This is a genomic window from Kineococcus rhizosphaerae, from assembly GCF_003002055.1.
Classification (GTDB): domain Bacteria; phylum Actinomycetota; class Actinomycetes; order Actinomycetales; family Kineococcaceae; genus Kineococcus; species Kineococcus rhizosphaerae.
Genome location: NZ_PVZF01000001.1, coordinates 660,891 through 678,762, shown reverse-complemented (window position 1 = coordinate 678,762; position 17,872 = coordinate 660,891). Strand labels below are relative to the sequence as shown.

Sequence of the window (17,872 nt, the reverse complement as noted above, 5' to 3'; positions counted from 1 at the left end):
CCCGACGACGACGTCTGCAGGAGCCAGGGACATGTACGCACCGGAGCGGCACCAGGCCATCCTCGGCGTGGCCCGCGAGGCCGGCCGGGTCGAGGTCAACGCCCTGGCCGAGCGTCTGGACGTGACTCCCGAGACCATCCGCCGCGACCTCACGGTCCTCGAGCGGCGCGGCGTCCTGCGCCGCGTCCACGGCGGGGCGATCCCCGTCGAACGCCTCGGGGCCGAGCTCGCCGTGCCCGAGCGGCAGGACGTCGCCGGCGCCGAGAAGGACCGCATCGCCAAGACCGCCCTGGCCGAGCTGCCCGACGGCGGCACCCTGCTGGTCGACGCCGGGACCACCACGGCCCGGTTCGCCGAGCTGCTGCCCACCGACCGCGAGCTCGTGGTCGTCACCCACGCCCTGCCGATCGCGCAGATCGTCGCCAGCCGCCCGAACCTGACCCTGCACCTCGTCGGCGGCACCGTCCGCGGTCGCACCCTGGCCGCGGTCGGCGGCTGGGCCGAACGCGCCCTGGCCGACGTCTTCGCCGACGTCTGCTTCCTGGGGGCCAACGCCCTGACCGTCGAGCACGGGCTCACGACGCCCGACCTCGCCGAGGCCGCCGTCAAGCGCGCCCTCATCTCCTCCGCCCGGCGCACCGTCGTCCTGGCCGACCACACCAAGTTCGGCCGCGACGACTTCGCCCACGTCGCACACCTGGAGGCTGTCGACACCGTGATCACCGACACCGCGACCGACCCCGACATCGTCTCCGACGTCGAGGCCGCCGGCCCCCGGGTCGTGCGCGCATGAGGTTCCTCACCGTCACCCCGAACCCGAGCGTCGACCACACGGTCGAGCTCGACACCCTCACCCGCGGCGAGGTCCACCGGGCCACCGCCGGTTCGGTGGAGGCCGGCGGCAAGGGCGTCAACGTCGCCCGCGTCCTGGCCCGCCACGGCCACGAGGCCACGGCCGTGCTGCCCTCCGGCGGCGTCGACGGGGACCGGCTGGAAACCCTGCTGGCGCCCCAGCGGGTCCGCGCCGCGACCGTCGCCATCGCCGGGTCGATCCGCACGAACACGACGATCGTCGAACGCGACGGCACCACGACCAAGCTCAACGAACCCGGCCCGGAACTGGGTCCGCAGGACCTGGACGCCCTGCAGCGCAGCGTGTCCGACGAACTCCAGCGTGCTCCCGACTGGTTCGTCAGCAGCGGCTCGCTGCCGCCGGGCGCGCCCGCGGACCTGCACGCGCGGTTCGTCCGCACCGCCCGCGGGCTCGGCGTCCGCTGCGCGGTCGACACCAGCGGCGCGGCCCTGGCCGCCGCCGTCGACGCGGGGCCGGACGTCCTCAAACCCAACGAGGACGAACTCGCCGAACTCCTCGGCCGCGAGCTGCACACCGTCGGCGACGTCGTCGCCGCGGCGGGCGAACTGCGCTCGCGCGGGGTCGGCGAGGTGCTCGTCAGCCTCGGCGGCGCCGGGGCCCTGCTCGTCGGCGCGCAGGGCACCGTGTGGGCCGGGGGCCGCAGCCTCGTCCCGCTGAGCACCGTCGGAGCCGGCGACTGCACCCTCGCGGGTTTCCTGCACGCGACGGGCTCACCGGCCCAGCGCCTCGCGACCGCCGTGGCCTGGGGCCGCGCGGCCGTCCTCCTGCCGGGCAGTTCCGTGCCCGCAGCCCCCGAGACCTCCGCCGCGGCCGCCGCGGTCCGCACCCTCGACGACCCCCACCCCGACACCCTCGTGAAGGACCTCCAGCGATGACCGACCTCACCGCCCCCGAACTCGTGCTCGTCGACCTGCGGGCCGACGACCGCGTCGACGCGACCCGCCAGCTCGCCCAGACCCTCGCCGACGCCGGCCGCGTCACCGACCTCGAGCAGTTCCTCGCCGACGTCGCCGCCCGCGAGCTGCAGATGGCGACCGGGATCCCCGGCGGCATCGGCCTGCCGCACGCCCGCTCCGCCGCGGTCACCGTGCCCAGCCTGGCCATCGGCCGGGTCGTGGACGGCGCGGGGATCGACTGGGGCGCCGAGGACGGCCCGGCGAACCTCGTGTTCCTCATCGCCGCGCCCACCGAGGGCGAGGCCGACCACCTGCAGATCCTCGCCAAGCTCGCCCGCAAGCTCGTGCACGTCTCGTTCCGCCAGTCCCTGCTCGAGGCCCCCGACGCGGGGGCCGTCGCCTCGATCGTCCAGGAAGAGGTGTACGGACGATGAAGTTCGTCGCGATCACCAGCTGCCCCACGGGCATCGCCCACACGTACATGGCCGCCGAGGCCCTGGAGCAGGCCGGCAAGGCCGCCGGGCACGACGTCCAGGTCGAGACCCAGGGCTCGGCCGGCTCGGCCCCGTTCGACCCGGCCGTCATCGCCGCGGCCGACGGCGTCATCTACGCCGCCGACCTCGAGGTCCGCGACAAGGACCGCTTCGCCGGGCTGCCGTTCGTCGACGTCGGCGTGAAGAAGGCCGTGGCCGACGCCCCCGGGGTCGTCGCCGCCGCCGTCGCCGCGGTCGAGGCGGCGCCCAAGGGGAGCCCCGCCCCGGCGGCCGGCCCCGCGCTGGCCACGAAGGTGACCGCGAACGCGCACGTCGGCACCCGCATCCGCCAGTGGCTCATGACCGGGGTCAGCTACATGATCCCGTTCGTCGCCGCGGGCGGCATCATGATCGCCCTGTCCTTCCTCATCGGCGGCTACACGATCAACAAGGTCACCGCCGCCGACCTCATCGCGAGCTTCGACCCGACGACGGCCCACGACTGGGCCGGGCTGCTCTTCGTCCTGGGCGGTTCGGCCTTCGGGTTCCTCGTGCCCGTCCTGGCCGGGTTCATCGCCTTCGGCATCGCCGACCGCCCCGGCCTGGCGCCCGGGTTCGTCGGCGGCACCATCGCCGTCGCCGTCGGGGCCGGGTTCCTCGGCGGTCTGGTCGCCGGGTTCCTCGGCGGGTTCGTCGCCCTGGGCCTGGCCCGGCTGAAGGTGCCCAACGCGGTGCGCGGCGTCATGCCCGTCGTCGTCATCCCGCTCGTGGCGACGTTCATCACCGCCGGCGCCATGCTCGTCGTGCTGGGCCACCCGCTGAAGTGGCTCATGGACGAGCTGACCGCGGGCCTGAACTCCCTGTCCGGCGGCGGGATCGTCCTGCTCGGCGTGATCCTGGGCGTCATGATGGCCGCCGACCTCGGCGGGCCGATCAACAAGGTCGCCTACACCTTCGCCACCACGGGCCTGGCCACCGTCGCCACCGCCTCGGGCCAGCCCGTCGAGCTGAAGGTCATGGCCGCGGTCATGGCCGCCGGCATGACGCCGCCGCTGGGCATCGCCCTGGCCACGTTCGTGCGCCGCAACCTGTTCACCGAGGCGGAGCGCCAGAACGGCAAGGCCGCGGTCCTGCTCGGGGCGTTCTTCATCACCGAGGGCGCCATCCCGTTCGCCGCCGCCGCCCCGCTGCGCATCATCCCCGCCGCGATGATCGGTTCCGGCCTGACCGGTGGTCTGACCATGGCCTTCGGGAACACCCTGCGCGCCCCCCACGGCGGGATCGTCGTGTTCGGCCTCGTCGGCCAGCCGCTGCTGTACCTGCTGGCCATCGTCATCGGCTCCGTCGTCACCGCCGCCGCCGTCGTCGTCCTCAAGGGCCTGCACCGCAAGGCCCCCGAGGCTCAGAGCACCGCCACCGCCGCCCAGCCCGCCACCGTCTGAGGAGAACACCCCCCGTGTCCAACCCCACGGCCACCCGCACCGCCGTCGTCGCCTCCCGCGTCGGCCTGCACGCCCGCCCCGCCTCGCTGTTCGTCCAGGCCGCCGCGGCCACCGGCCTGCCCGTCACCATCGCCGTCGGTGACGGGGACGCGGTCGACGCCCGCAGCATCCTCATGGTCATGGGCCTGGGCGCCCAGCACGGCGACCAGGTCACCCTGACCGCCGAGGGCGAGGGGGCCGAGGCCGCCCTCGACCAGCTCGTCACCCTCGTGGAGACCGACCACGATGCCTGAGCTCCTGGGCGTGGGGGTCGGCACGGGGGCCGCGGTCGGCACCGCGGTCGTCCTGGCCCCGGCTGCCCGTCCGCCGGCCGACGAGCCCGCCGACCCCGGCGCCGGCCCCCGCGTCCGGGAGGCGTTCGCCGCCGTCGCGGCCACGCTGCGCGAGCGCGCCGAGGCCGCCGGCGGGACGACCGCCGAGGTGCTGCAGGCCACCGCGCTGATGGCCGCCGACCCCGGGCTGCTCGCCGTCGTCGACGCCCGGCTCGCCGCCGGTGCCGGCCCGGCCACCGCCGTGGACCAGGCCGTCGAGCAGTTCTGCGACGTCCTGGCCGCGTCGGGCCCGTACCTGGCCGAACGCGTCACCGACCTGCGCGACGTCCGCGACCGGGTCGTCGCCCGCGTGCTGGGGCTGCCCGAACCCGGTGTGCCGCAGCTGGTGGAACCGTCCGTGATCGTCGCCCGCGACCTGGCCCCGGCCGACACCGCGGCCCTCGACCTGTCCCTCGTGGTGGGCATCGTCACCGAACTCGGGGGGCCGACGAGCCACACCGCGATCATCGCCGCGCAGTTCGACATCCCGTGCCTGGTCCGGGTGGCCGGGGCCCTCGGCGTCGCGGCCGGCACCCCGCTCGCCCTGGACGCCCGCGCCGGGACCCTCGTGCCCGACCCGTCGGCCGAGCTGCGCGAGCAGGTCGCCGCCCGCCGGGCCGCCCGGCTGGCCCTGGCGGCCGGTGCCGGCGGGCCGGGCCGCACGGCCGACGGCACCACCGTCCAGCTGCTGGCCAACGTCGGGACCCTCGAGGACGCCGAACGCGCTGCGGCCCAGGACGTCGAGGGCGTCGGGTTGTTCCGCACCGAGGTCCTCTTCCTGGACCGGACCAGCGCTCCGACCCTGTCCGAGCAGACCGACGCCTACGCGCGGGTGTTCGCGGCCTTCGGGGCCCGCAAGGTCGTCGTGCGCACCCTGGACGCCGGCGCCGACAAACCGCTGGCGTTCGTCGAGGTGGCCCCGGAGGAGAACCCGGCCCTGGGGGTGCGCGGCCTGCGGACCGCGCGCCGCCACCCCGAGCTGCTGCAGACCCAGCTGCAGGCCCTGGCCGCGGCGGCCAAGCAGACCGGGACCCACCCCTGGGTGATGGCCCCCATGGTCTCGACCCCCGCCGAGGCGGCGGACTTCGCCCGCGCCGCGCGCGCCGTCGGGCTGGAGACGGTCGGGGCGATGGTCGAGGTGCCCGCCGCGGCGCTGCGCGCCCGGCAGCTGGTCGCCGCCGGGCTCGACTTCGTCAGCCTGGGCACCAACGACCTGACGCAGTACGCCATGGCCGCCGACCGGCTCGAGGGCGACCTCGCGGACCTGTTGGACCCGTGGCAACCCGCTGTCCTGCAGCTGGTCGAGGCGACCGGTCAGGTCCACGTGCCCGTCGGGGTCTGCGGGGAGGCGGCCCGCGACCCGCTGCTCGCGCTCGTCCTCGTCGGGCTGGGGGTCCGCAGCCTGTCGATGGCCCCCGCCGCCGTCCCGGCCGTCCGGTTCGCCCTGGCACGCACCCACCTGGAGGCCTGCCGGGCGATGGCGAACGCCGCACTCGGCGCGGACTCCCCGCAGCAGGCCCGCGAGTTCGCGGCGCGCTTCGCCGACCCGGACGTCCTGGCGCTGTAACCTCACCGCAGGATCCCTCGGCGGGACGTCCCCCCGGCCTCGCCGAGGGATCCGTAGGAACCGTCGTTCGTGGAGGTGCGGGGTCTTGCCCAGGGTCGTCGTGACGACGGCGGGCGGGGTGCGGGGCACCTCCGCCCACCGCGGGGTCGTGAGCTTCCGGGGTGTCCCCTACGCGGCACCGCCCGTCGGGGTGCGCCGCTTCGCCGCACCCGCCCCGGTCGAGCCCTGGCAGGGCGTGCGCGAGGCCCGCGACCCCTCCCCGATCGCGCCGCAGGACCCCAGGTCGGGCTACGGCTGGACGCACGACGCCGGTGAGGACCACCTCACGGTCGACGTCCACGTCCCGGCCGAGTTCCCCCGCGACCTGCCCGTCCTGGTCTGGATCCACGGCGGCGGCTGGGTCTCCGGTTCCGGGTCGGCGCCGGGGTACCACCCGGCGGCCTGGGTGCGCCGGGGTTTCGTCGTCGTGGCCATGAACTACCGGCTGGGGTTCGAGGGTTTCGGTGCCGTGCCCGGCGCCCCGCACAACCGCGGCCTGCTCGACCAGATCGCGGCCCTGCGCTGGGTCGCCGAGAACGTCCGGGCCTTCGGCGGGGACCCCGACCGCGTCACGATCGCCGGGCAGTCGGCCGGGGCGAGTTCGGTCGCGGCGCTCATGTGCGCCCCGGCGGCCCGGGGCCTGTTCTCCCGCGCGATCGCGGCGAGCATCACGGCGGAGACGTACTCGATCGCCCAGGCCGAGCGCGTCGCCGAGCGCGTGGCGCGCGCTGCGCGGGTGCCGCACTCCCGGGCGGGTTTCGCGGGCCTGCCGCCGATCCGGCTGCTCGCCGCCTCCGACGCCGTGGCCCAGGACCTCGCCGCCGACCCGGACGCCGGCCCGCGCGGGGCCGTCCCCCTGCTGTACCACCCCGTCGTCGACGGCGACGTGGTCGACGGCCCGTTCATGGAGGGTCCGCACGCGGGCGGCGACCCGGGCGTGGAACTCCTCGTGCAGACCGTCGCGGACGAGTGGACCCTGTTCTCCCGCAGCGGTTTCGCGCCGGTCGCGAAGAACGTCGAGGAGGTCCGGGCGTTCGCCGTCGCCGTGGGGCTGCCGCCGGCGGCCGTCGAGGAGTACCGCGCCCTGCTGCCCGGTGCCGACCCCGGCGCGCTCGGGGACGCCCTGCTGTCCGACGCGTTGTTCGCCGAACCCTCGCGGCGCTTCGCCCGCGCCCACGCCGCGCGCGGGGGGCGGACCCACCTGGCGCGCTTCACGTGGCGCTCGCCGTTCCTGGGGGGCAGGTTCGGCGCGACCCACGGCCTCGACGTCCCCTTCGCCTTCGGCAACCCGCAGGCCATGGAACCGTTCCTGCACGCCGTGCCCGTGCTGCCGCTGGCCCGCCGGGTCCCGGGGGTCTCGCAGCACCTGCGCGGGCTGTTCCCCACGCCCGCGTCGGCGGCCCTGTCGCAGCGCCTGGTGCAGGCGTGGACGGGTTTCGCGGCCGACGGCGACCCGGGGTGGCCGCAGATCTCCGCCGCCGGCGTCCCCGTGCAGGTCTGGGGTTCGCGCGACCGCCTCGAGCGCACGCCCGACGCGCGCGAACGGATCTGGGCGGACGTCGTGTTCCGCCCCTTCGACGGCGCGCGCGTCCCCGCGCCGCGCTGACGTCACCGGGGTGGTGCGCGAGCCTCCTCGGCCCGCGCGGCGCCGGTCCTGGCTCGCGCGGGCCTGCGCGTCGTAGCGTCGGGGCGTGACCGACCCCGCCGAGGACTCAGACCTCGCCCCCGTCCTGGCCCGCCGCCTCTCCTCGGAGTCCGCCGACGTCCGGCGCGCCGTCGCGGTGCTCGGCGAGCTCCTGTCCGGCGGCAGCCGCAGCGCCACCACGGCCAACGGTTTCGTGGAGACCCACCTGGGGCTGCCGCACACCTCCCTGGTCTCCGAGCGCGTCGACCTGACGAACACCCGGGCCGTCTCGGTCGGGGCCGCCCTGGCCGACCTCGTCGACCTGCACGGCGCCGTCCTCGGTCCCGTCGAGGACGACGAACCGCCCACGTGGCAACGCATCGACCTGCTCGACGAGCACGTCTCGGTCCCCACGGCCACGGCGGCGTTCTTCCCGGCGGGCACGGCGACGGACGCCGACGTCGTCGTCCAGCTCGCCGAGCACGACTACGAACCGCAGCCCGCGTCGCTGCGCGTGCTGTCGCGGCCCGGTGACCACGCCTCGGCCCGCTCGGTCGCGGACTGGCTGCTGGCCACCGCCCGCCGGGACAAGGGGTTCTACCGGGGCCGGGTCCTGCACGCCGACGCCCACCTGCCCCTGAAGCTCAAACCCACCGCGCTCGGCCCGGGCGGGCGCGAGGACCTGGTGCTGCCGGCGCACGTGTGGGCCGAGATCGACGCCAACGTCGCCGCGCTCACGACGCGGGCGGACCTGCTGCGGGACCTGGGGCTGGGCACCAACCGCGGGGTGCTGCTGGCCGGCCCGCCCGGTGTCGGCAAGTCCGCGCTCAGCCGCGTCGTGGCCCGGGAGCTGGCGGGGGAGTTCACCGTCATCATCGTCGACGCCGCCGCGGCCTCGACGGTGCTGCGCCAGGTCTACCGGGAGACGACCGACCTCGGCCCGAGCGTCGTGGTGCTCGAGGACGTCGACCTGTACCTGGGAGACCGCAAGGCCGGCGCGCGCGGGACGGCGCTGGCCGACTTCCTCGCCGTCCTCGACGGCACCGAGGAGTACCGCGACGTGCTGACCATCGCGAGCACCAACGACCCCGCGGCCCTGGACGCCGCCGCGACCCGCTCGGCCCGCTTCGACGCCGTCGTGCACCTGAGCACCCCCGACCAGGAGGCCTGCGAAGCCATCCTGCGCCGGTTGCTGGGACCGTTCGGGCAGACGTCGGTGGACTGCGCGGTGGTCGCCGCGCACCTGCCGCCCGGGGTGAGCGGGGCCGACCTGCGCGAGGTCGTGCGCCGCACCGTGCTCGGCCACGGCGCCGACCTGAGCACCGAGGCCGTCCTGCAGGTCGTGCGCGACGGTCGCTGGCAGCCCGCGCCCCTGACCGGCAACTACCTCTGACCGATCCGCTGCCGCCTCCACCCCGCCGAAGGCACACCTCGCGCCCGCAGCAGCGGCCCGACGGGGCGCGATGTGTGCCTTCGGCGGGGTGGGGCGGCTGCCGGCATCGGCTCAGCCCAGGAAGTCCTCGACGTCCAGCACCCCGCCGGCCGCCTCGAACTCCGCGCGCACGGCCGCGAGGAGGCCGGCGTCGGCGAACACGTCCAGGGCGGTCAGCGCCAGCCCGACGGCGCCGTCGAGGACCCCGGCGTCCCCGGTCGCCGACCCGGCCGCCGCGGCGAACTCCGCGGTGTGCAGCGACACCTCGGGCGCCGAGACCGCGAGCATGGGGTGGATCGAGGGCACCCGGACGCTGACGTTGCCGAGGTCGGTGGACCCCGCGAGGGTCTCGGGGACGACCCCCGGGGGCAGCGCGGTCCGCCCGCGCCGGGCCTGGTGCGCGCTCCAGCGCGCGGCGAGCTCGAGGTTGGCCCGGATCGGCAGGTACGCCGGCTGCCGGTCCCACTGCAGCTCCACCCCCGTCCCGGTCATGGCCGCGGCCGCGCGCAGGACCACCTCCACCCGGGCGCACAGGTCGGCCAGCGTCGCGGGTTCGGCCGAGCGGACGTAGTACTCCGAACTCGCCGTCGCGGGCACCACGTTGGGCCGCTGGCCGCCGTCGACGACGATCCCGTGGACGCGGTCGCTGGGCGTGATGTGCTGGCGCAGCATCGCGATCCCCTGGTAGCCGGCCACGACCGCGTCGAGGGCGTTGCGGCCCATGAACGGCTGGGCCGAGGCGTGCGCGGGGACGCCGCGGTACGTCGCCCGGACCTGCCGGCGCCCCAGGAACGGCTGCACCGCCACGTCGTAGGAGAACGGGTGCAGCATCACGACGACGTCCACGCCGTCGAACGCGCCGTCGCGGGCCAGGAACTCCTTGCCGCCACCGCCCTCCTCCGCCGGGGTCCCCAGCAGGACCGCCGTGCCGGTGACCCGCCCGGCCCGCAGCGCCTCGACCGCGGCGAGGAAACCCCCGACCGCCGTGCTGCAGATGACGTTGTGCCCGCAGCCGTGGCCGATGCCGGGCAGCGCGTCGTACTCGGCGAGGAAGGCCACCGTCGGCCCCTCGCCGGACGTGACCGACGCCCGCAGCGCCGTGTCGAGGCCGTGGACCCCCACCTGCGCGTCCACCCCGTGCCGGGCCAGCAGGTCGGCCACGGCCCGCACCGACCGGTGCTCGGCGAACGCCTCCTCGGGGTGGGCGTGCAGGTCGTGGCTGAGGACCAGCAGGTCCGGCCCCAGCGCCTCCACGGCCGCCTCCCCGGCGGCGAGGACCTCCTCGGCCGCCCCCGCGTGCGCGCTGCGCAGCGGGGCGGCCGTGGCGGCCGCGCGCTCGATGGCGGCCCGCACGCCGTCCAGGTACGTCGGGTCCGGGCGGGTGGGCTGGGAACCGGGCTGGGAACTGGGCTGGGACGCGTCGGCCATGGGACAGGCCTACCGCGCCGCCCGGCTCAGCCGGTGACGGGGGCCCCGCCGAGGGCGGCGACGGGCTTGTCCAGCGCCGTCCCGGACCCGTCGCGCCGGCCCTGGGCCTCCGGCAGCGGCACCGCCGCCCCCGTCGACGTCGCCGCCTCGGGCTGCGAGCCGGCCCACGCCAGCAGCAGGGTGTCCTCGCCGCGGGCGAACCGGTGGCAGCGGACCCCGCCCGTCGCGCGGCCCTTGGCGGGGTACTCCGACAGCGGGGTCGCCTTGGCCGAGCCCACCTGCGAGACGCCGCCGGCGGAGTCGCCGGCGATCGTCACGACCACCGGGTCCACGGCGTCGGGAGCCACCGCCGTCATCGACACCACGCGCGCGCCGGGGGACAGCTTGATGCCCGCCATGCCCGCCGCCGCCCGGCCCTGCGGGCGCACGAGGGAGGCCGGGAACCGCAGCAGCTGCGCGTCGGAGCTGATGAAGACCAGCTCCTCCTCGCCCGTGGCCAGGGCGACGGCCGCGACGACCTCGTCCTTGGTGCGGGCCGTGAGGTCCTTCAGGGCGATGACGTCGACCTCGGCCCGGTTGCCCAGGGCCTCGGGCACGACGCGCTTGACGACGCCGGAGGCCGTGGCCAGCGCGAACCCCGGGTCGTCGGGGTCCTCCACGCCCGGCACGGGCAGCGGCACGATCGTCAGGGCGCGCTCGCCCTTGCCGAAGGTCACGAACTCCTTCACGCTCGTGCCGCCGGACAGGTTCGGGCGACCCGCCATCGGCGGCAGCGTCGGCAGCTCCAGCACCGACACCTTCACCAGCCGGCCCGCGGAGGTGATGACGCCGACGTCCCCGCGCGCCGTGGCCGGTGCCGCGGCGACGATCAGGTCGTGCCGGGAGCGCCGGCCCTCGGTGCCCAGCGGCTCGGCCGAGCTCGTGCGCGCGAGCAGGCCCGTGGAGCTGAGCAGGACCCAGCACGGGTCGTCCTCGATCTCCAGCTGCGTCGCGGCCGCGGTGGGCGAGGGGCCCGCGGACGTCAGCAGCACGGTGCGGCGCCCCGACCCGTGCTCGGCCGCGACCTGGCCCAGCTCGTCGCTGACCAGGGTCCGCAGCTTCAGCTCGTCGGCCAGGATCGACTCCAGCTCGGCGATGAGCGCACGCAGCTCGGTCTGCTCCTGCTCGAGCTGGAGCCGGGAGAACCGGGTCAGCCGGCGCAGCTGCATGTCCAGGATGTAGCGGCCCTGCTCCTCCGAGAGGGAGAACCGCTCGCGCAACCTGCCCAGCGCCGCCTCGGCGTTGTCGGAGGACCGGACGATGGCGATGACCTCGTCGATGTCGAGGATCGCGACGAGCAGCCCGTCGACCAGGTGCAACCGGTCCTGGGCCTTGGTCAGGCGGAACCGCGTGCGCCGGCGCACGACGTCGACGCGGTGCCCGATGAAGACCTCGAGGAGTTCCTTCAGCCCCAGCGTGCGGGGCTGGCCCTCCACGAGGGCGACGTTGTTGATGCCGAAGGACTCCTCCATCGGCGTCAGCCGGTACAGGTGCTCCAGGACGGCCTCGGGGACGAAACCGTTCTTGACCTCGATGACCAGCCGCATGCCCTTGTGGCGGTCGGACAGGTCGGTGACGTCCGCGATGCCCTGCAGGCGCTTGTTCTTGACGTTGTCGGCGATCTTCTCGACGAGCCGCTCCGGCCCGACGCCGTAGGGCAGTTCGGTGACGACGATGCCCTGCCGGCGCCCGATCTTCTCGATCTTGACGGTGGCCCGGGTGCGGAACGAACCGCGGCCGGTGGCGTAGGCGTCCTTGATCCCCTCCAGGCCCACGATCCGTCCCCCGGTGGGGAAGTCCGGGCCGGGGATGAACCGCATGAGCGCCGGCAGGTCGGCGTCGGGGTGCTTGATGAGGTGACGGGCGGCGCCGACGACCTCGGAGAGGTTGTGCGGCGGCATGTTCGTGGCCATCCCCACCGCGATGCCGCTGGCCCCGTTGACGAGCAGGTTCGGGAACGCCGCGGGCAGGACCCCGGGTTCCTTCAGGCGGTCGTCGTAGTTCGGGACGAAGTCGACGACGTCCTCGTCCAGGCCCGTCGTCATGAGCAGCGCGGCCGGCGCCATGCGCGCCTCGGTGTAGCGCTGGGCGGCGGGGCCGGCGTCGAGGGAGCCGAAGTTGCCGTGCCCGTCGACCAGCGGCAGGCGCATCGTGAACGGCTGGGCCTGGCGCACGAGGGCGTCGTAGATCGCGACGTCGCCGTGCGGGTGCAGCTTGCCCATCACCTCGCCGACCACGCGGGCCGACTTCACGTGCGCGCGGGCCGGGACCAGGCCCATGTCCTGCATCATGAACAGGATGCGGCGCTGGACGGGTTTGAGGCCGTCGCGGGCGTCGGGCAGGGCCCGCGAGTAGATGACCGAGTAGGCGTACTCCAGGAACGCGCCCTGCATCTCCTGCTCGACGTCGATGTCGACGATCCGTTCGGGGACGTCGTTCGGCGCGGGTGCGGATCGGCTGGGCATGAGGGGCATTGTGCCGCGCCGGTCGGACTCAGCCCGGCCAGGGCGCGCCGAACCGCCCGTCGTGCACGCTGTCCGCGACGGTGCGCCGGTGCCGGCGCGAGGGCCGGGAGTCGTCGTCGGGGGCCGGGTGCCCCAGGGTCAGGGCCGCCACCAGCCGCCGGTCGTCCGGGACGGCGAAGGCGGCGCGCACCGCCGCGTGCGCGGCCGAGGGCACCCCGAACAGGCACGCGCCCAGGCCCGCGTCGACGGCGGCGAGCAGCACCAGCAGCCCCGACATGCCCGTGTCGACGTCGGGCCAGGGCACCTCCCACGTGGCCGCGTCGCGGTCGGGACCGGGCTTGTCGGACGCGGCGTAGCGCCGCGCGTAGGCGCCGGGGTCGGCCAGCAGCAGGACCACCACGGGCGCGGTGCGCATCCCGCGCAGCCACGCGTCCGCCGGTCCCGGGCGCGCGGCGGTGTCCCAGAAGCGGGCCCGGTCGGCCGCCGAGCGCAGCACCAGCAGGTCGCGGCCCTGGCTGTTGCCCGCGCTCGGTGCGCGCAGCCCGGCCGCCAGCACCCGCCTCAGGACCGCCTCGTCGACCGGCGCCGCGTCGTAGCGCCGCACCATGCGCCGCGCGCGCAGGACCTCCCCGAACTCCACGACCCCATCGTCCTAGGATCGGGGCCATGCCGCTGCCGCCCGTGGGCTACCCCACCCGGTGGGAGGCCGACGTGGCCCTGCGCGACGGGGGCACCGCCCACGTCCGGCCGATCCGCCCCGACGACGCCGACGCCGTCGCCGCGTTCCACGACCGGCAGTCCGAGGAGTCGCGCTACTTCCGCTTCTTCGCCCCCATGCCGCGCCTGTCGCGCCGCGACCTGACGCGCTTCACGCAGGTCGACCACGTCGACCGGGTGGCCCTCGTCGCCACCGTCGGGCAGGACATCGTCGGCATCGCGCGCTTCGACGCCGCCCCCGTGCGCCCCGGCCGGCCCCGCTCGGCCGAGGTGGCCTTCAACATCTCCGACGCCCACCAGGGCCGCGGGCTCGGCTCGGTCCTGCTGGAGCACCTGGCGGCGGCCGCGCGCGAACGCGGCATCCGCCGCTTCACCGCCGACGTCCTGCCGTCCAACGCCAAGATGATCGGCGTCTTCCGCGAGGCCGGTTTCGAGGTCCGGCAGGGCTACGCCGACGGCGTCCTGGACGTCTCCTTCGACATCGACCCCACCGAGCGCTCCGTGGACGTCATGCGCGCCCGCGAGCAGCGTGCCGAGGCCCGTTCCGTGACGGCCCTGCTGACCCCGGCCTCGGTCGTCGTCGTCGGGGCCCGCCGGACGCCGGGGACGGTCGGGCACCGGCTGCTGGCCGACCTGGTGGCGGGGGGTTTCGCCGGGCGCGTGCACGCGGTGAACGCCGCCGGCGCGGGTGAGGACCTCCTGGGTGTCCGGCTGCTGGCCTCGGTCCGCGAGATCGGCGAACCCGTCGACCTGGCCGTGGTCGCGGTCGCCCCGGGCACCGTCCTGGAGGCCGTCCAGGACTGCGCCGCAGCGGGTGTGCGGGGCCTGGTCGTGGTCTCCAGCGGGTTCGCCGAGACCGGCCCGGAGGGGGTCGAGCTGCAGCGCGAACTCGTCCGCATCGCGCGCGCCAACGGCATGCGCGTCATCGGCCCGAACTCCTTCGGGGTCCTGAACACCGACCCGGCGGTGCGGATGAACGCCACGCTGGCCGAGGACGTGCCGCCGCCGGGGCGGTTCGGGTTGTTCAGCCAGTCCGGCGCGCTGGCCGTCACCGTGCTCAGCTCCGCGCACCGGCGCGGCCTGGGGATCTCCACCTTCGTCTCGGCCGGCAACCGCGCCGACGTCTCGGGCAACGACCTCATGCAGTTCTGGCACGACGACGAGGCCACCGCGGCCGTGGGGCTGTACCTGGAGAGCGTGGGCAACCCGCGCAAGTTCTCCCGCGTGGCCCGCGGGCTGGCCCGGCGCAAACCCGTCATCGTCGTCAAGTCCGGGGCCTCGGGGTTCGGGGTACCGCCCGGGCACACGGTGCGCCGCTCCGAGGTGCCCTTCGAGGTCGTGGACTCGATGCTGCGCCAGGCCGGGGTCATCCGCGTCGAGAACGTCCACCAGCTCTTCGACGTCGCCCAGGTCACCGTCGAGCAGCCGCTGCCCGCCGGGGCCCGCATCGCGATCGTCGGCAACTCCGACGCCCTGGGCACCCTGGCCGCCGACGCCTGCGTCAGCTGGGGCCTGCAGGTCGTGCACGGACCGACCTCGGTGCACCCCGAGGCCGGGGTCGAGGTCTTCACCGACGCCCTGCGCCGGGCCTTCGCCGACCCCGACGTCGACGCCGTCGTCGCCAGCTGGGTGCCGCCGACCGCCACCGTCGACGCCGCCGTGGCCACCGCCGTGGCCCGCACCGCCGCCGAGGGCGGCAAGACGTGCGTGACGTGCTTCCTGGGCACCCGGTCGGTCTCCGCGGCGCGCGTGGGGTCCCTGGGGGCCGAGGGGTCCGCCGACGACGACTGCCCGACCGTCCCCAGCTTCCCGACCCCCGAGGACGCCGTCCGAGCCCTGGCCTCCGTCGTGCGCTACGCCGAGTGGCGGCGCAAGGACCGCGGCCACCCCGTGGCCCCCGACGGCGTCGACCTCGCCACGGCGCGCGCCGTCGTCGAGCGGGCCCTGGCCGAGCACCCCGACGGGACCACGTTGACGGGACAGGCCCGCGACACCCTCCTGCAGGCCGTGGGCATCCCCGTGCTGCCGCGCGCGGAGGTGCGCGGCGTGGCCGAGGCCGTCGAGGCCGCCGAGCGGTTCGGCTGGCCCGTGGCGCTGAAGACCGTGGGGGAGGCCCTGTCCGGCCGCCAGGACCTGCGGGGGGTCCGGCTGGGGCTGTCCTCCCCGCAGGCGCTGCGCCTGGCCGTGGAGGAGATGCTCGCGGTCTTCGGCGACGAGGCGCCCACCCTGGCCGTCCAGCCCATGGCCCCGCTCGGGGTCCCGTGCCTGGTCCGCAGCATCGAGGACCCCCTGTTCGGGCCCGTCATCGCCTTCGGCGTCGAGGGCGACCCCATCGACCTCATGGGCGACGTCGCCTACCGCATCCCGCCGCTGACCGACGTGGACGTCGCCGACCTGGTCCGCTCGATCAAGGCGGCGCCCAAGCTGTTCGGGCACCGCGGGTCCCCGGCCCTGGACGTCCCCGCCCTGCAGGACGTGATCGCCCGCGTCGCCGTGCTGGCCGACGCGCTGCCGGAGATCGCCGAGCTGCGGCTGACCCCCGTCCTCGTCGCCGAGCGGGGGGCGACGTGCCTGGACGTCGTCGTGCGCCTCGCCGCCCCGCAGGGCCGCGCCGACCCCGACCGGCGCACGCTGCCCCTGTGAGCCCGCGCCGCCGGCTGCGGGTGGCACGGGGGGTTCGGCCCGTGCGGGATGATGGCCCGATGCGCGACCGCACCGACACCCGCACGGTCAGGGCCGAGGGGGCCGATCTCCCGGTCGCTCTGCTCAAGGACCTCGAACGGGCCGGGTACTACCCCGACCTCGTCGCCGACTGCCTGCGCACGGCCGTGGCCGGTGAACCCGTCGACGCGCACCTCGTGCACCCCGAGACGACGTTCGACGCCAACGAGGTCCGCCGCCACGTCACCGTCCTGGCCACCACCCCCACCCGCCTGGTGGTCGCCCACGCCGACGACCACGGCCCCGACGACACCGCTGCGGAGCCGTACGCGGTGTGCTCGACCGAGTCGGTCGCCCTGGGCCGGGTCCACTCCGTCGTGGTCTCCCAGGTCGTCACCCGCCCCGCCGACCACCGCCCCGGCCGCACCCCGGCCGAGGTGAGCCTCACGCTGGGGTGGGGTGCGCTGCAACGGGTCGACCTCGAACCGGCGTCCTGCCCCGACCCCGACTGCGAGGCCGACCACGGCTACACGGGGTCGCTGACGGGGGACGACCTCACGGTCCGCATCGCCAGCGCCGCCGAGGGGGCCGACGCGGTCTCCGCGGCCCTGGCCTTCGCGCGCTCCCTGTCGGCCGTCACCGCCCGCTGATCCCCGTGCCGTTCCCCGCGCCCGCCTACGGCCGCGACACCCTCGCCGACGTCCTGCCCGCCCTCGCGCGCTCCCTGGGCGTCCCCGAGTTCGCGGGCGCCTCGCCGGACCTGCCCCTGCCCGCGGCCCGGCGGGTCTGCTTCGTCCTCGTCGACGGCATGGGCGAGCTCCTGCTCGCCGCCCGCTCGGGGCACACCTCGACGATGCGCCGCTGGCGCTCCGACGGGCTGCACCGGGTCCTGACCGCCGGGTTCCCGACGACGACCGCGACGAGCATGGGGCTGCTGGGCACGGGCCTGGCCCCCGGCGGGCACGGGCTCGTGGGGTACGAGGTCCTCGACCCCGACCGCGACGTGCTGCTCAACGAGCTCGCCTGGGACGGCGCCGTCGACCCGCGGCGCTGGCAGCCGCACACGACGGTGTTCCAGCGCGTCGCGGCCGCCGGCGTCGACGTCGTGCGCGTCGCGCCGCCGCACTTCGACGGTTCCGGGCTGACCGAGGCCGCCCTGCGCGGGGGCCGGTTCGTCGGCACGCCCGAGCGGCTGGCGGCCCGGGTGGACGCCGCGGTCGCCGCCGTCCGCTCGGCGCCGCACCAGTTCACGTACCTGTACTGGGGCAGGCTCGACCACACCGGTCACGGCTCCGGGGTCGACTCGGGGGAGTGGACCGCCGAGCTCGAACGCGTCGACGAGGCCCTCGCCGAGCTCGCGCGGCGGCTGCCGGCCGGGACGCTGCTGGTCGTCACCGCCGACCACGGCATGGTCGACGTGCACGCCCCGCAGCGCCTCGACCTGGCCGCCGAACCCGGCCTGCTCGCCGGGGTCCGCCACGCCGGCGGCGAACCGCGCACCGTCCAGCTCTACACCGAACCCGGTGCGGCGCAGCAGGTCGCGGCGACGTGGCGGGAGCGCCTGGGCGCCCGGGCCGAGGTGCTGCTGCGCGCCGAGGCCGTGGCGGCGGGCTGGTTCGGGCCCGTCGAGGACCGCGTGTCCGCCCGCATCGGCGACGTCCTGGCGGTCATGCGCGACGACATCGCCGTCGTGAACTCCGCCCGGATGCGCCCCGAGACGCTGCGCCTGATCGGTCAGCACGGGGCGCTGTCGGACGCCGAACGGCTCGTGCCCCTGTTCGTCGTGCCCTGCTGAGCCACCCGGGCGGGCCGCGGGTGCGCCCGGGAGACCCGCCCGGGAGCCG

14 protein-coding genes are annotated in these 17,872 nt (G+C 75.9%); 11 read left to right on the top strand and 3 right to left on the bottom strand.

The window, feature by feature from the left end:
- Nucleotides 1–31: 31 nt before the first annotated feature.
- From CLV37_RS03295 to CLV37_RS03260, 8 genes are all read left to right on the top strand, one after another.
- Nucleotides 32–793 carry a DeoR/GlpR family DNA-binding transcription regulator gene (locus CLV37_RS03295; protein WP_106206864.1) on the top strand — a complete coding sequence of 254 codons (762 nt, stop codon included), beginning with the start codon at nucleotides 32–34 and terminating at the stop codon, nucleotides 791–793.
- Nucleotides 790–1,749, top strand: a complete 960-nt coding sequence (pfkB, locus tag CLV37_RS03290; RefSeq protein ID WP_106206862.1) for a 1-phosphofructokinase — start codon at nucleotides 790–792, stop codon at nucleotides 1,747–1,749. The genes CLV37_RS03295 and pfkB overlap by 4 nt, the downstream gene beginning before the upstream one ends.
- Nucleotides 1,746–2,204 carry a PTS sugar transporter subunit IIA gene (locus CLV37_RS03285; RefSeq protein WP_106206860.1) on the top strand — a complete coding sequence of 153 codons (459 nt, stop codon included), beginning with the start codon at nucleotides 1,746–1,748 and terminating at the stop codon, nucleotides 2,202–2,204. The genes pfkB and CLV37_RS03285 overlap by 4 nt, the downstream gene beginning before the upstream one ends.
- Entirely contained in the window at nucleotides 2,201–3,685 is a 1,485-nt protein-coding gene (locus tag CLV37_RS03280) for a PTS fructose transporter subunit IIC (protein ID WP_106206858.1), read from the top strand. Before CLV37_RS03285 ends, CLV37_RS03280 begins: the two co-directional genes overlap by 4 nt.
- A 14-nt stretch (nucleotides 3,686–3,699) precedes the next feature.
- A complete protein-coding gene (locus CLV37_RS03275; protein ID WP_106206856.1) occupies nucleotides 3,700–3,978 on the top strand; it encodes an HPr family phosphocarrier protein in 279 nt (92 codons plus the stop codon).
- A complete protein-coding gene (locus CLV37_RS03270; protein ID WP_106206854.1) occupies nucleotides 3,971–5,623 on the top strand; it encodes a putative PEP-binding protein in 1,653 nt (550 codons plus the stop codon). The genes CLV37_RS03275 and CLV37_RS03270 overlap by 8 nt, the downstream gene beginning before the upstream one ends.
- A gap of 85 nt (nucleotides 5,624–5,708) precedes the next feature.
- Nucleotides 5,709–7,268, top strand: a complete 1,560-nt coding sequence (locus CLV37_RS03265) for a carboxylesterase/lipase family protein (protein WP_170127026.1) — start codon at nucleotides 5,709–5,711, stop codon at nucleotides 7,266–7,268.
- Between the two features lie 85 nt (nucleotides 7,269–7,353).
- The gene (locus CLV37_RS03260; protein ID WP_211298329.1) at nucleotides 7,354–8,679 is read left to right on the top strand and encodes an ATP-binding protein; all 1,326 of its coding nucleotides are present in this window, start codon (nucleotides 7,354–7,356) and stop codon (nucleotides 8,677–8,679) included.
- A gap of 111 nt (nucleotides 8,680–8,790) precedes the next feature.
- On the opposite strand, the gene CLV37_RS03255 is transcribed toward CLV37_RS03260, so the two are convergent.
- Genes CLV37_RS03255 through CLV37_RS03245 form a run of 3 tightly spaced genes read right to left on the bottom strand, consistent with a single transcriptional unit; the run spans nucleotide 8,791 to nucleotide 13,290 of the window.
- Complete coding sequence (locus tag CLV37_RS03255; protein ID WP_106206849.1) at nucleotides 8,791–10,146, bottom strand: M20 family metallopeptidase; 1,356 nt, start codon at nucleotides 10,144–10,146, stop codon at nucleotides 8,791–8,793.
- A 26-nt stretch (nucleotides 10,147–10,172) separates the two neighbouring features.
- The gene (locus CLV37_RS03250) at nucleotides 10,173–12,650 is read right to left on the bottom strand and encodes a DNA gyrase/topoisomerase IV subunit A (protein ID WP_106206847.1); all 2,478 of its coding nucleotides are present in this window, start codon (nucleotides 12,648–12,650) and stop codon (nucleotides 10,173–10,175) included.
- A 28-nt stretch (nucleotides 12,651–12,678) separates the two neighbouring features.
- A complete protein-coding gene (locus CLV37_RS03245) occupies nucleotides 12,679–13,290 on the bottom strand; it encodes a nitroreductase family protein (RefSeq protein ID WP_106206845.1) in 612 nt (203 codons plus the stop codon).
- A 26-nt stretch (nucleotides 13,291–13,316) separates the two neighbouring features.
- Here CLV37_RS03245 and CLV37_RS03240 point away from each other — a divergent pair, with 26 nt between their 5' ends.
- From CLV37_RS03240 to CLV37_RS03230, 3 genes are read left to right on the top strand one after another with little or no spacing between them, the layout of a single operon-like run.
- Nucleotides 13,317–16,010: a bifunctional acetate--CoA ligase family protein/GNAT family N-acetyltransferase gene (locus tag CLV37_RS03240; protein ID WP_106206843.1), complete on the top strand. Its 2,694-nt coding sequence runs from the start codon at nucleotides 13,317–13,319 to the stop codon at nucleotides 16,008–16,010.
- 59 nt (nucleotides 16,011–16,069) lie between these two features.
- Nucleotides 16,070–16,678: a DUF5998 family protein gene (locus CLV37_RS03235; RefSeq protein WP_211298328.1), complete on the top strand. Its 609-nt coding sequence runs from the start codon at nucleotides 16,070–16,072 to the stop codon at nucleotides 16,676–16,678.
- A 5-nt stretch (nucleotides 16,679–16,683) separates the two neighbouring features.
- Nucleotides 16,684–17,823, top strand: coding sequence for an alkaline phosphatase family protein (locus CLV37_RS03230; RefSeq protein WP_245885215.1), 1,140 nt, complete (start codon nucleotides 16,684–16,686; stop codon nucleotides 17,821–17,823).
- Nucleotides 17,824–17,872 lie beyond the last annotated feature (49 nt).